The organism is Streptomyces hesseae (assembly GCF_031845785.1).
Lineage (GTDB): Bacteria > Actinomycetota > Actinomycetes > Streptomycetales > Streptomycetaceae > Streptomyces > Streptomyces hesseae.
This window is the reverse complement of record NZ_JAVRFI010000017.1, coordinates 78,329-90,511: the sequence shown is the minus strand read 5'-3', so window position 1 is coordinate 90,511 and position 12,183 is coordinate 78,329. Positions and strand designations below refer to the sequence as shown.

Annotated in this window: 11 protein-coding genes; 2 read left to right on the top strand and 9 right to left on the bottom strand. The window is 66.6% G+C overall.

Features of this window, described 5'->3' with window-relative positions; translation table 11 throughout:
* Positions 1 to 30: 30 nt before the first annotated feature.
* A complete protein-coding gene (locus RM609_RS23740; RefSeq protein WP_311613552.1) occupies positions 31 to 240 on the bottom strand; it encodes a hypothetical protein in 210 nt (69 codons plus the stop codon).
* A 45-nt stretch (positions 241 to 285) separates the two neighbouring features.
* Between RM609_RS23740 and map the strand changes: the two genes are divergently transcribed.
* Both map and RM609_RS23730 read left to right on the top strand, forming a co-directional pair.
* The gene (map, locus tag RM609_RS23735) at positions 286 to 1,143 is read left to right on the top strand and encodes a type I methionyl aminopeptidase (RefSeq protein WP_311613551.1); all 858 of its coding nucleotides are present in this window, start codon (positions 286 to 288) and stop codon (positions 1,141 to 1,143) included.
* Positions 1,144 to 1,300: 157 nt separating this feature from the next.
* The gene (locus RM609_RS23730; protein WP_311613550.1) at positions 1,301 to 1,963 is read left to right on the top strand and encodes a biliverdin-producing heme oxygenase; all 663 of its coding nucleotides are present in this window, start codon (positions 1,301 to 1,303) and stop codon (positions 1,961 to 1,963) included.
* 14 nt (positions 1,964 to 1,977) lie between these two features.
* On the opposite strand, the gene RM609_RS23725 is transcribed toward RM609_RS23730, so the two are convergent.
* The 8 genes from RM609_RS23725 to RM609_RS23690 all read right to left on the bottom strand — a co-directional run bounded on the left by RM609_RS23725 (position 1,978) and on the right by RM609_RS23690 (position 12,018).
* Positions 1,978 to 2,853 (bottom strand): glycoside hydrolase family 73 protein, encoded by an 876-nt coding sequence (locus tag RM609_RS23725; protein WP_311613549.1) that lies wholly within the window; start codon positions 2,851 to 2,853, stop codon positions 1,978 to 1,980.
* Between the two features lie 51 nt (positions 2,854 to 2,904).
* A complete protein-coding gene (locus RM609_RS23720; protein WP_311613548.1) occupies positions 2,905 to 4,893 on the bottom strand; it encodes a hypothetical protein in 1,989 nt (662 codons plus the stop codon).
* A gap of 14 nt (positions 4,894 to 4,907) precedes the next feature.
* Positions 4,908 to 6,941: a hypothetical protein gene (locus RM609_RS23715; RefSeq protein WP_311613547.1), complete on the bottom strand. Its 2,034-nt coding sequence runs from the start codon at positions 6,939 to 6,941 to the stop codon at positions 4,908 to 4,910.
* 84 nt (positions 6,942 to 7,025) lie between these two features.
* A complete protein-coding gene (locus RM609_RS23710) occupies positions 7,026 to 7,808 on the bottom strand; it encodes a M12 family metallo-peptidase (protein WP_311613546.1) in 783 nt (260 codons plus the stop codon).
* Positions 7,805 to 8,167 carry a hypothetical protein gene (locus tag RM609_RS23705; RefSeq protein WP_311613545.1) on the bottom strand — a complete coding sequence of 121 codons (363 nt, stop codon included), beginning with the start codon at positions 8,165 to 8,167 and terminating at the stop codon, positions 7,805 to 7,807. Before RM609_RS23705 ends, RM609_RS23710 begins: the two co-directional genes overlap by 4 nt.
* Before the next feature lie 29 nt (positions 8,168 to 8,196).
* On the bottom strand, positions 8,197 to 8,757 hold the full coding sequence (locus tag RM609_RS23700; protein ID WP_311613544.1) for a PASTA domain-containing protein: 561 nt from the start codon (positions 8,755 to 8,757) through the stop codon (positions 8,197 to 8,199).
* Between the two features lie 201 nt (positions 8,758 to 8,958).
* Positions 8,959 to 10,485: an HtaA domain-containing protein gene (locus RM609_RS23695; RefSeq protein WP_311613543.1), complete on the bottom strand. Its 1,527-nt coding sequence runs from the start codon at positions 10,483 to 10,485 to the stop codon at positions 8,959 to 8,961.
* A 60-nt stretch (positions 10,486 to 10,545) separates the two neighbouring features.
* Positions 10,546 to 12,018 (bottom strand): HtaA domain-containing protein, encoded by a 1,473-nt coding sequence (locus tag RM609_RS23690; RefSeq protein WP_311613542.1) that lies wholly within the window; start codon positions 12,016 to 12,018, stop codon positions 10,546 to 10,548.
* Between the last annotated feature and the right edge of the window lie 165 nt (positions 12,019 to 12,183).

The following is a 12,183-nucleotide window of genomic DNA, read 5'->3' as shown; positions in this document are numbered from 1 at the left end:
CGCGAGGTGCCCGGCGGTGCCGGACAACGCTCAGTCCTCGTCCTTCCAGCGTGGGTCCTCCCGCCACGCCTCGTTCCGCTCGCGCGCCGTCTCCATCGCGTGGGACGCCTCCTCCCGCGAGCCGTACGGGCCCAGCCGGTCCGCCGCCCGGCACTGCGGTCCCTCCTCGACCGTGCCGTGCTCGAGGCAGTAGTACCACTCGCCCGGCTTCCCGGCCGCGCGCCGCTTGAACAGTGCCATCAGCTCTCCTCCAGCGTATGTTCCATCGCAACTACACTCGCAGACATGTCTGGCCAGTCGCTTCTTGTCCCGGGGAGACTCTCCCCCACCCGCCCCGTTCCCGCCTCGATCCCGCGCCCCGAGTATGTGGGGAAGACGGCGCCGACCCCGTACGACGGCCCCGAGGTCCAGGACGCCGAGACCATCGAGAAGATGCGGATCGCGGGCGGCATCGCCGCGCGGGCGATGGAGGAGGCGGCCAAGCACATCGCCCCCGGCGTCACCACCGACGAGCTGGACCGGGTCGCGCACGAGTACATGTGCGACCACGGCGCCTACCCCTCCACGCTCGGCTACCGCGGCTTCCCCAAGTCGCTGTGCGCGTCGATCAACGAGGTCATCTGTCACGGCATCCCCGACTCGACCGTGCTGCGCGACGGCGACATCGTCAATCTCGACGTGACCGCCTACATCGACGGTGTGCACGGCGACAACAACGCCACCTACCTCTGCGGCGACGTGGACGAGGAGTCGCGCCTCCTCGTCGAGCGCACGCGCGAGGCGCTGAACCGGGCCGTCAAGGCCGTCAAGCCGGGCCGCCGGATCAACATCATCGGCCGTGTCATCGAGTCGTACGCCAAGCGCTTCGGCTACGGCGTCGTGCGCGACTTCACCGGGCACGGCATCAACTCGTCCTTCCACTCCGGCCTGATCGTCCCCCACTACGACAGCCCCCACCACGACACGCTCATCCAGCCGGGCATGACCTTCACGATCGAGCCGATGCTGACGCTGGGCACGTACGAGTACGACATGTGGGAGGACGGCTGGACGGTCGTCACCAAGGACCGCAAGCGGACGGCCCAGTTCGAGCACACGCTCGTTGTGACGGAATCGGGTGCGGAGGTCCTCACCTTGCCGTAACGTGGCACCAGGTTTTTACCGACAGCATGTCGGGAAGCAATTGACTTAGGTAAGCCTAAGTAGAGAGGATGGGCGGTGGCGGCGCGCTTTTGGCGCATCCGTTACCGCCTGTTTTCTCCCCGCTTCTTCCCGTCCCCTCGGTCACCGGAGGTCCGCCTTGGACGCCCCCGCCACGACTCCGTTCTCCACGCTCATCCGCACTGCCTCGCACGAGCAGCACACGGAGGCGGAGAACTCGTCGTTCATGAGCGACATGCTGGGCGGCCGCCTCGGGGTGGCCGCCTACCGCCGCTACACGGAGCAGCTCTGGTTCGTGTACCAGGCCCTGGAGTCCGCCTCCGACGTCCTCACCGGCGACCCCGTGGTCGGACCGTTCATACGCCCCGAGCTGCGCCGCTCCGTCGAGCTGGAGCGGGACCTGGCCCACCTGGGCGGCCCCGGGTGGCGTACGGACCTCACGCCCCTGCCCGCGACGGCGGCGTACGCGGCCCGGATCGAGGAGTGCGTCCGCGACTGGCCCGCCGGCTATGTCGCCCACCACTACACGCGCTACCTGGGCGACCTCTCCGGCGGCCAGATCATCCGCGGCACGGCCGAGAAGACGTGGGGCTTCGCCCGCAAGGGCGACGGCGTCCGCTTCTACGTCTTCGAGGGCATCTCCAACCCGGCCGCCTTCAAGCGCGAGTACCGCGAGCTGCTCGACGCCCTGCCGCTGGACGACCTGGAGAAGCAGCGCGTGGTCGACGAGTGCAAGCGCGCGTTCGCCCTCAACACGGCGGTCTTCAGGGAGCTGGGCGAGGAATTCCCGCTGAGCGCGTGAGCCGGGCACGGCACTCAGGGATTGGACTGATCTTCGCCCGAGGCCCCGGTATCCGAACCGCCTTCACCGCCGCCCTCCGCCCCCGCGTCAGCACCGCTATCCGCTGACGCCCCGGCATCGGCAGGCGCCCCCGCATCCACTGGAGCCTCCGCGTCGTCCGGCACAGCGGCATCCGCAGGCGCACCGGCGTCCGCAGGCACCCCTGCATCCGCACCACCTTCACCGCCGGCTTCCGCCCCCGCGTCAGTACCCGAGTCCAGCGGAGCACCGGCATCAGCAGGCACACCGGCATCCACTGGAGCCCCACCATCGACAGGCGCACCGGCATCGACAGGCGCGCCAGCGTCCGCAGGCGCACCAGCATCGGCAGGCGCCCCCGCGTCCGCCGGAGCCCCCGCAGGTATGGCGTCATGCTGCAACAGCTGGAACTGCTGGATGATCCCTACGAGGGTGTCCGCGTACCGTGGATCAGTGGCGTAGTGGCCGGCGGCCACCGCACGCGCGAAGGCGATGCCGTCGGTTGTCCTGAACGCCGGCGCATAGTTCGAGTTGTTCCGCAGGAACGCTCCATGGTCACGGAAGGAGTCGGCCATGGAGTCGTACTTCCGGAAATTTGCCTGGACCGTGACATCCTTGCCGTTGACCACCTCACGGGTGGGAACGGTCACAAATCCGGTGGCTATGGATCCCCAAGTCACCTTGCCATTGACAGTAAACGCCTTGATCCCGAAGTAGTTATTGGCATCGCCGATATGGTGCACCCCCCAACCGCTCTCAAGAATGGCCTGGGCAACGGTGACCGAGACAGGCACCTGAAACTCGGCCTGGGCAGCCCGGGCAGCGGTAATCGCGTCATTCAGGAACTGCTGCTGTGCGGCGGTGAGCGCCATTTCTCCTCCTTGGGGCTTCCGGACTTCCCATCAGCCCTTTGAAATTCCTCGCTAATGAGCGGCAATCACATCCGGGGTGAGCACGAAGATCGGGTTCTCGACGAAGTCGTGCTCGACTGTGGACTGTGCCGCGACCCGGGCGGGGTCACCGCCCGTGACAGTCAGTGTCAGCGTCGCGGCGAGCCCGGTGAGAGTGAACACCGAGGGGATGTCGACAGCCGTGCTGTCCACCATGTGCTGCGGATTGAGGGTGAGGACGGGTACCGAAATGGATGGTGCGTCATGGAGAGCGACCGCGATTTCCATGGCGTTGATCCCAAGATCCGCGAATGGCACTCCGGTCGCATTGACCGACAGCCAGTGGTGAACCTGTTGCACGCTCTCCGCATTGATGGCGATGTAGTTGTTGATCACCTGCGAGGTGATGGGATCCGGTAGCGCGAGCGTGCAGTCGAGCAGCACCTGATCGGTATCCGCAGCCACGGAAACCGGTGCGGTCTGCCCAGGGGAAAGTGTTGCCTCATACGGCGTGACAGCGGGTCCGGCAGGCGTGTGAGTGGTGCACCGAGTGGTCCGTAGGGCCTGTCCGGAAGCGTTTCGTACGGTCCAGCTACCGGGCCCGAGCATGGTGAGGGTCAGTTCGCCGCTACCGCTGGTCGTGCGCAGATCAAGAATGGCATCAGTGAGGACCGGCGGCTGATGGAAGTCGTCCAAGCGCACGGCTATGCGCCCCAGTAGCGGAGCCGTACCCTGCGGAGCGAGCTGGCGCAACAGCAGGTTCGTCTTCACGATGGCCGGTTGAGCATCATCGGTGACGCTCAGATTCAGCAGAAACGTGTGCGGCGCTACACCCACTCCCCAACCTGCCGTCGAGGTCACGGGGGAGGTGAAGGTCGGGGGCGTCCGGGCATCGAGGTCCGAGGGCAGCGTAAGGTGCAACGACCGGCCTTCGAGGCCAGGCGCGGTGAGCAGATCATTGGCGAGCCGGGCGAGGTCCCCGGGATCCACCACCGGCCCCAGGGTGAAGGACATCTGGAACCGGCAGCCGCTCGGGGCCGTCGGTTGAGTGTCGACAACGGCGTCACACTCGGCAGCACAGCCGGATGCCGTACGCACCATGCCGTACGCCGCAGGCACGGCAATGACGGTGCCGCTCACCGCGCCGACATAGAGCGAGCGCAGCGACGGGTAGGTGCTCGCCACATCACCGAGTGAGGTGAGCTCGCTGTATTCGGACTCGTGCACGTCGAAGGACGACAACATGGCAGGGTCGCTCAGGACCTGGGACTGACCCTCGACGATCAGGGAATAGGTGCCCCCATAGGCCGGGGCTGCGTATTTGAGCCCGAGATCGATCGTCAATTGATCCGACAGAGTGGACCGCACGGCGACGTTCTGGTTCTGCGCCGCCTCCTCGGGGGTTTGAGGATCACTCGACGGTGCCCCGAACGGATCCACGAAGACCGGTTTGCCCGTGGCATCGACCACCATGAAGTCCCAGGTCTGGAAAGAGTAATTGACTTCGACCGAGATGTCCCCGGTGGCCAGCAGCTCCGTGCAGGCCAGGATGACGTTCGGCCCGAACAACCCCGCGCTCACCTGTATCCCGTTGTCGAGGTAAGAGACCGGGGCGGGTACGCGGATTTCCTGGTCCGAACCGTCCGGGGCCTTGCCGTGGAGCACCAGCGTGGCCGTGATCTCGGTCAGTGAGATTTCCTGGAACTCCACGGTGGAGTCGGCTTGTTGTGCCGCCTGAACGTCTTCGGGGACGATCTTGTCCAGTCCCAGGGAGAGGGATGCCGTCCTGCTGGCCTGGGTGGCCGTGAAGGCAAAGGCCGCGTCCGGATCATCCGGATGCAGAACGAAACCCGGCAGATACCACCGCGTGGAACCGTCGACGTGGTCACGGTAGACATGACCCACTTCACTACCGGCTTGAGGACCACCGTCGTCCGTGCTCTCCGGTTCGGCCACCACCGGTGTCATCGCGGCCAGCATCACCGGGGAGAGCGACAGTCGTGCCGCGGCTGACTCGCCCATGACCCTGACACCCGTCAGCTCTTCTTGGAATTCTGGATGTAGGTATCGACGGTGCCCTTCTTCTCCGGAGGAACCGACGGCAGTTTCAGCGTGTACGGGTTGACGTACTTCAACCGTCCGGTGGGAAGCGGGACGGTGACCGGCCCGTCGGACTGCCATGTGACCGGGTCATCCGTGAAGCTGGGACCGGAGACCTCGACGTTCACCGTGTACTGGAACGAGGTCTCGTCCTTGTACTTGTCCGAGAAGATCTCCCACAGGACATTGTTCTGGTTCGCCTGGTTGATGGTGAGAGTGTCGGTACGGGACCCCAGCGTGCACGTCAGCGTAACGGTGACGTTGTCGGTGGTTATCTTTCGATCCAGGACGAACCGGACGAAGACATACCCCACCTCGTCCGCCGTGAGCTTGGGGGCATGCGCCCCGGGCTGCTGGACCACGGTGAACGTCGAGCCGCCGTCGGCAAGCTCCACACGCGGATCGGAGCCGTCGAAGACGATCGTCTTCGTGACCTTCACTTGGTCGGCCGGCCAGTTCGGCAGGTCCTTGTCCAGCCTCAGCGCGGAGATGTTGACAACGTCATGAGGATTGTCCTTGGTCCACAGAGCGAGTTCAGATCCGGCGTTGGGATCAGAATGCCCAATGGTGTAGTGGAACCCCTCGGCCTGGGAGACGAGATTGGGCTGACCGTCCGACCCCTGTGGATTGCTGAAGTCCGGATAGGCGACCTCCAGCTGTACGGACTGGATCGGGTCGCGCAGATCGGTGCCGTCGGGAAGCTTCTCACCGAAGTTGACCGCACTGGTTCCCGCGACCTGGATCTTCTTGAAGTACTCTCCGATGTCCACGATCGCCAGGTACTTGTCGAGGTTGGCCTTGACCGCCGGAAGCAGGTCGTTGAGATCGCCGGAGACGGTCTGGGTAACAGCGATCGTGGTGTCGAGGCGCAGCGTCTGGGTGAGATGGGCCCCATGGTGCTGATAGCTCTCCTTCAGGGAGACCGAGGAGCCACCGAATATCTCACTGAAGATCCCACGATCCGTCGAGGCCGGCGACTGTTCAGCCGGCTTCCAGTCGAAGATCTCGTTCTTCACCACATCGAAAGCGGTCTTACGCATGTCGTCGACGTTCTTCTCGATCCACTGCTGAAGTTCGGGGGTGAGCGTCCCCTCGTCCATCTGAATCTCGGTCGAGATTCCACCGCTGGTCACGAGACTGCTGTACGCATAATCGAGGCAAGCACTGTCGATGCCGAGGAACCCACCGGTCGACACTGCCGCCGAGAACTGGTCGAAGGTCTTGTCGACGTCCACCGTGACCTTTGCCTGACATCCATGGATGTACACCAGCTCCTTGAGACTGCAGCTGACGGTGAAGGGGGAAGCCCCGTTCTTGAGGCTTCCTGCTATCGCACCGGCCGCAGGTTGATTGCAGGTCACCAAGAAGCTGCTGAATCCGTGTTCTTCGATGCTTCCCTTGCCTGAACCCTGGGCACTCAGGAACATCGGGACCTTGGTTCCCTTGGTGGCGTCGATCAAGCTCGGTATATTGATCGTCACACTGCTGTCAGTGATGGGAATCACGCCCAGCAAGGGGTCCGGCTGATCGGCTCCACCGGCCGGGAACAGGTTTCCCAGCCGCGGCGCCGGCGCAGGATGGTTTCCCTCTTTCAAGGCCTGCGTAACATGGGCAATGACGCTGTCGGGCACGGCGAAGGTGGTCGTGAAGGCACAGAAACCACCACCGACTTCCGCGTCACCGCCCGTCGTCTGGTCCGGCGTGATACCGATCGTGGTCTCGGAGGTCATCAGCCCCTTGAAGACCGTCATGCTGAAGTCGTAGTCGGCCGGGCTGTCCTGTTTCCGGGCCAGATAGACGCGTGATGGCTGCCAGTAGAACTGGGTGGGACGCCCAGCCGCCTGAAGATCGGCGTTGCTCGCATCGGGGTAAACCTGCAGGCTGTACGACACGCCGGTGTCGTCATTGACGGTGACAACGACAAAATCAGGGCCGAACAACGGTCCAGTGGGGGAAAGGAAGTCAGCCATTTCGCCACCTCCCGCGGCGAAGATTGCGGAGTGCGGGACGGATACGGAGGAGGGGACGCCCGAACCGAGGCCGACCAAGCCTCGTCACGGCAGCGGATCAAGCTTTCCGTCACCGTTGGCGTCCACCCAGCCGAAGTGGCCCAGCGTCCAGTCACATACGTCCTCCGTGTTCTTCTTCATCAGACACGGCACCGAAGCCGGATTGGTCGCAGCACAGTTGCCGTTCTGCACCTTCAGGAAGCCGAATACATCGCTGGAACGGCATGTACTGGTGAATTCATCGGGCGCATCGAACATATGGCCGGTCTCATGAGCGAAGACCCTGTCGATATTGGCGGGCCCCCAAGCTGTCGTCCCACCGGGGCCACCGGTGGTCAGGTACTCGTACTGCATCGTGATCCAACGCCGGTTGCGGGCGTATGCGACCCACCCTGCCGGATACTTGGTGAAGAACACCACGTAAGCCCACTGCGGCGTTCCTCCCGCCGTCCAGGATTTGGCGAGCAGCGCCTGCCGGTACACTTCGACGCCGGACTGACCTACCGGATAGCCAAGCTTCGTCAGCGCCTGGTCCAGCCATACAGGTTCAATGGATCTGATCTCCGAGCTCCGCGTGCCCTCGTTTCCGGTCGGCTTGGGAACGGTTGCCGGATCGAGATCGAGGCTTACCGTCCTGACCTCGGCCAGGAACAGCAGGTGCGGATTCACAGGAGAGCGTTTGGACAGCCGGTACAGGATGTCGAAGCCCTGGGACACCTCGCTCACGATGGTCAACCGCTCGTTCTCGGTGAAGGTCGCGCCACCTGGCCCGTTGACGATGACGATTCCCACGGCGGTAGTGCCGATCATGTAGTCGTTGAGGGTCATGAGCTGTCCTCCTCGTCGAGGAGGGCACAACCGTCGGAGGTGTCCCAGTCGTCGCCGTCCCTCGGGCGCGCCGCCTTCGCGGACTGGTAGTCCGGGTCGAATCTCAGATTCCATGCGGACGCGACCAGAGCGCTGTCCTCGTCCAGACCGAGTGGGGCGATGTCCAGCGGAGCGTCTGTGGACAGGGCGCGCACTCCCTGGCCGAGCTGGTTGAGCGCGGTGATCGTCTCGTCAGTCCCGTCCGCCATCAGGATGACGGGGTCGAACACGCTCGTCACTGCGGCTTGACTCTGGTCCAGGGCTTCGGTGACGGCCGCGACGCCCTCGTCCGTGCCGTCGAGCACGATCAGGAGTTCCATGATCCCTCCTTCACGGCTACAGGTCGAGATCAGCCCTGCTTAGGGGCAAGAGTGATCGATACCTCCTGGAGAGGTGAAACCATCTGCCCCGCAGCCGGATTTTGCGCGGCAATCACGCCGTCCTCCGGCGCTCCCTCGGGCAGATCCAGCGACATGTTGGACGCGCTCATCTTGGCCTTCGCGGCAGCGACGGTCATTCCTGTCAGGTCAGGCACAGGCACATGAGATTGACCAGCGACAGCCGACAGAATGTCCTTCCTCGCGGCGTCGGCGCTCCGCGCCGAGAAATAGAAGGCGACCACAGCGGACGCCAGCGTCGCTACAGCGCCCAGCATCAGCATCTGCCGCTGGTCGTTGCTGTCGTCGAAGTGGACTACAGCTGTGAGCAAGGCAAGGGCAGTGACCAGGATGAGGGCCAAAGCGCTGCGGACCACCCCTCGATCCGAGCGTTTGAATGCGTTCAGCGTGATCTTGGCTCCGAGAGCAATCGCAGAGACCGTGACCGCGAACCAGAACATCGCCCAGACGAAAATAACGTCATGTGCCGCAGCGTAGGTGGATGACCCGAGAACTAGCTGGATGGAGGACATATCGTCCCCTTCCGCGATGCTTCTTGCCGCACAGCCAAGGCACTTCGGTGCCGATTCCGATCACCGCGTCGGCGCGCCACATTGAAGGTCAACTCCATGCTATTGCCAGGCCCCATAGAGGGCAAATCGACCCCTGGAGGAGCAGTCCGCGCCCCCGGTGACCGTAACCGGGGGCGCGGGCCGTTTCAGCGCGAAGGGGCGTCAGCCCTTCGCGAGCGCCGACCGCCGCCGCGTCGCGTAAACCGCCGCCCCACCCGCCAGCGTGAGCGCCACGGCCCCACCGAGGAGCGGCCCGGTGGGCATCCCGGCACCCGTCGCCGCGAGCGAAGCCTCGTCACCAGTCACGCCACCACCGCCGGTGGGCGTCCCGGCTGCGACAGAGGCCGCCTGGCCACCGGCGGCCGGGAGCTTGGCGTCCTTGCCGACCGTGACGGCAAGGCTCACCGGGTCGAGCGCGGTGCCCTCCTTGTACATGGCGCGGTCCTGGTACGAGAACACGCCCGCGCCCTCGGCGGTCAGGGTCGCCGGGACGGCGGACAGGGTGACGACCCCGTTCCGGGCCTTGAGGGCGTTCGCGTCGAGCTTCAGCTTCGCGAGCGTCACCGTGCCCTTGGCGGCCACGTCCGCGCTGAGCGTGGCGTCGCCGGAACCGGACGCCTTGACCTTGAAGTTGCTGAACCGCAGGTCCAGCTGTCCCTCGTGGCCCGTGAAGCGGACCTCTCCCTTGAAGGCGACGTCGAGCGTGTTGGTGGCCGCGTCGTACGTGCCGCCGGCCTTGGTGAAGCGGTAGCCGTCGGCGAGCTTCGCGGCGTCGCCGAAGACCTCGGCCTTGCCCTGGGCGAACCCGCCGGTGACGTAGTCGCGGAAGGACTTCTTCAGGCCCCAGTCGAGCCTGCCGTCGTTGACGGTGCCGGAGACGGGCTTGGCGTCACTCCGGGCAGCCTTGTCGTTCTCGGCTGCGTCGTTCTTCGACGCGCCGGCGTCCTTCTTCTCCTCGCCGCCCTCCGACGGCTTCGGCTCCGGCTCCGGCTCCGGCTTCTGCGTCGGCGTCGCCGTCGACTTCGGGTCGGGCTGCGGCTGGGAAGCCGTCACCGCCGTCGTCGTGAACGTCGCCTTGTCGAGTTCGGCGCCCTGCTTGTACATGGAACGGCCCTGGTACGAGAAGACCTTCGCGCCCTCGGCGGTCAGCGTCGCGGGTATCCCGTCGAAGGTGACCTTGCCGCCCGCGCCCATGGTGCGCTTCGCCGCCGCCAGGTCCAGCGCGGCGATCGGCACGTCGTCCTGGGTCGTGCCGCCCTTCGTCGTGACGTCGGCGGTGATGCGGCCGGTCTTGCCGCCGGCGTCGCCCGCCAGCTTCAGGTCGGCGAAGGTGATGTCCAGTTCGCCGTCGTGGCCGGTGAAGCGCACGCCGCCCTTGAAGGTGCTGCCGACCGCGTGCGTGGACATGTCGTACGTGCCCTTGCCGTCGGTGAAGGCGAAGGAGCCGTCGGCGGCCCGCCGCGCGCCGTCGGTGACGCTGATGGCGCCGTTGGCGAAGCCGCCCTCGACGTAGTCGCGGAAGGACTTCTTCAGGCCCCAGTCCAGCGTGCCGTCCTTCAGCGTCATCGGCGGCGGCCCGCCCGCGGCGTGGGCGGCCGGGGCGATCAGGGCGGTGGTGCCCAGGGCCGCGGCGGCCGTGGCGACGGCGGCCACGAGGGCGAGGGGGCGTCGGCGTGCGGCGACGGTCATGGTCTGTTGTCTCCTCGGTCGGGGGTGCTGATGGATTTCAGGGGAGGGGGAGGGGGTCGGTCAGTCCAGGGAGGGCGTGGAGGCCGTAGGCGTCCGCCGGCGGGTCATCAGGAAGGTGGCGACCGCCGCCGCCACGACCACGGCGGCGGTCACCGCGACCGGCACCGCGGGGAAGGAAGCGGAACCGGACGACGAGGACGACGAGGAAGCGGTGGACTTCGTACGCGGCTCGGCGGCTGCGGACGGGGCGGCACTCGACCCGCTGCCGAGGTCCGGCAGCGGCGGCAGCGCGGCCTTGGCGTCCAGCGGCACGGCCAGGGAGACCGGGTCCATGTCCGTGCCCTCCTGGTACATCCCGCCGAAGGCCTTCGCTCCCTCGGCCGTGAGCTTCGCCGGGGCCTCGGCGACGGCGGCGAGCCCGTCCTTCTCCTTCAGCCCCGAGGCGTCGAAGGTGACGAGCGGTACGCCCTCGGCGGCCGTGCGGCCGTCGCCGGTCACGTCCGCCGACAGCGTGCCCCGGCCCTCCTTCACCGCGACCTTGACCCCGCCGAGGGTGAGGTCGAGGTGGTTTCCGGTGAAGCGGAGGGTGCCGGCGAACGCGGCGTCGAGGGAACCGGCGCCGGCGTCGTACGTGCCCTTGCCGCGCGGGAAGCGGAAGAGCGCGCCGCCGTCCTGGGCGCCGTCGCCGAGCTTCCATGAGCCCTGGGCGATGGACCCGGTGACGTACTCCCGGAACGTGCGCCGCACGCCCCAGTCGACGGCCGCCTCCGTGAACCCGCCCTCGGTCGCCCGCTTCTCCCCCGACGCATTCGACGGCGCTGCCGACGGTGCCGTGGACGGGCCCGCGCCCGGCGACGCCTGGGCGGCGGCCGCCAGGATGTCGGCGGAGAGGGTGACGGGGTCGAGTGCCGTGCCCTGGGTGTAGTAGCCGGCGAAGGCCTTGGCGCCCTGCGCGGTGAGGGTGGCCGGGACGTCGGCGAGGCCGACGTGCGTCCCGCCGCCGCGCAGGTCGACGCCGGAGACGTCGAGGGCGGCGAGGGGCACCTGGGCGGCGGTCGTGACCTCGCCCGTGCCCTTGGCCCTGCTCGTCATGTCGGCGTAAAGGGTGGCCGTGTAGAGGCTGCCCGCGCCGCCCGTGAGGCGGACGGTGGGGCGGGTGATGGTCAGGTCGAGTTCGTGGGTGCCGTCCGGCTTGCGGTGGCCGGTGAAGTGCACGCCGCCGGAGAAGGCCGCCTCCAAGGCGCCGCTTTCGGGTGTGTAGGAGCCCTTGGCGGAGTGGAAGCGGAACCGGCTGCCGCCGATCGTCGCCGCCCCGCCCCGGAGTTCCCAGCTTCCCTGTGCGATCGGCCCGGTGACATAGCTCTGGAAAGAGGACTTGATCCCCCAGTCGAGCCGGCCGCCGGACACCTCCCGCGTTCCGGATGACCCGGGCCCGTCCGCCGCGTGGGCGGCCGGGACGAGCGCGGTCGCGGCCGTCAGCAATGCCGCGAGAAGCGCGACGACGGGCGCGCGGGCAGGTCTGGACGGCAGCATCGGAGGGCCCCTCTCAAGCAATGGCGATTTAGGTAAGGCTAACCTAAGCTACAGCTCAGCGGGTGGACAGCCCACCCGGAGGAATCCGCACCGGAAAGGCGGGAACGTGTTTCAACGGCATTCGGCAGGAGCCCTGTTGCGCGTCCCACGCCTCGTCGGCGCCCT

What these genes read in the sequence shown, in the direction of transcription:
- RM609_RS23740 (WP_311613552.1), bottom strand. Translation starts at nt 240, where the DNA reads ATGGCACTGTTCAAGCGGCGCGCGGCCGGGAAGCCGGGCGAGTGGTAC.
- map (WP_311613551.1), top strand. Translation starts at nt 286, where the DNA reads ATGTCTGGCCAGTCGCTTCTTGTCCCGGGGAGACTCTCCCCCACCCGC.
- RM609_RS23725 (WP_311613549.1), bottom strand. Translation starts at nt 2,853, where the DNA reads ATGGCGCTCACCGCCGCACAGCAGCAGTTCCTGAATGACGCGATTACC.
- RM609_RS23720 (WP_311613548.1), bottom strand. Translation starts at nt 4,893, where the DNA reads ATGGGCGAGTCAGCCGCGGCACGACTGTCGCTCTCCCCGGTGATGCTG.
- RM609_RS23715 (WP_311613547.1), bottom strand. Translation starts at nt 6,941, where the DNA reads ATGGCTGACTTCCTTTCCCCCACTGGACCGTTGTTCGGCCCTGATTTT.
- RM609_RS23710 (WP_311613546.1), bottom strand. Translation starts at nt 7,808, where the DNA reads ATGACCCTCAACGACTACATGATCGGCACTACCGCCGTGGGAATCGTC.
- RM609_RS23705 (WP_311613545.1), bottom strand. Translation starts at nt 8,167, where the DNA reads ATGGAACTCCTGATCGTGCTCGACGGCACGGACGAGGGCGTCGCGGCC.
- RM609_RS23700 (WP_311613544.1), bottom strand. Translation starts at nt 8,757, where the DNA reads ATGTCCTCCATCCAGCTAGTTCTCGGGTCATCCACCTACGCTGCGGCA.
- RM609_RS23695 (WP_311613543.1), bottom strand. Translation starts at nt 10,485, where the DNA reads ATGACCGTCGCCGCACGCCGACGCCCCCTCGCCCTCGTGGCCGCCGTC.
- RM609_RS23690 (WP_311613542.1), bottom strand. Translation starts at nt 12,018, where the DNA reads ATGCTGCCGTCCAGACCTGCCCGCGCGCCCGTCGTCGCGCTTCTCGCG.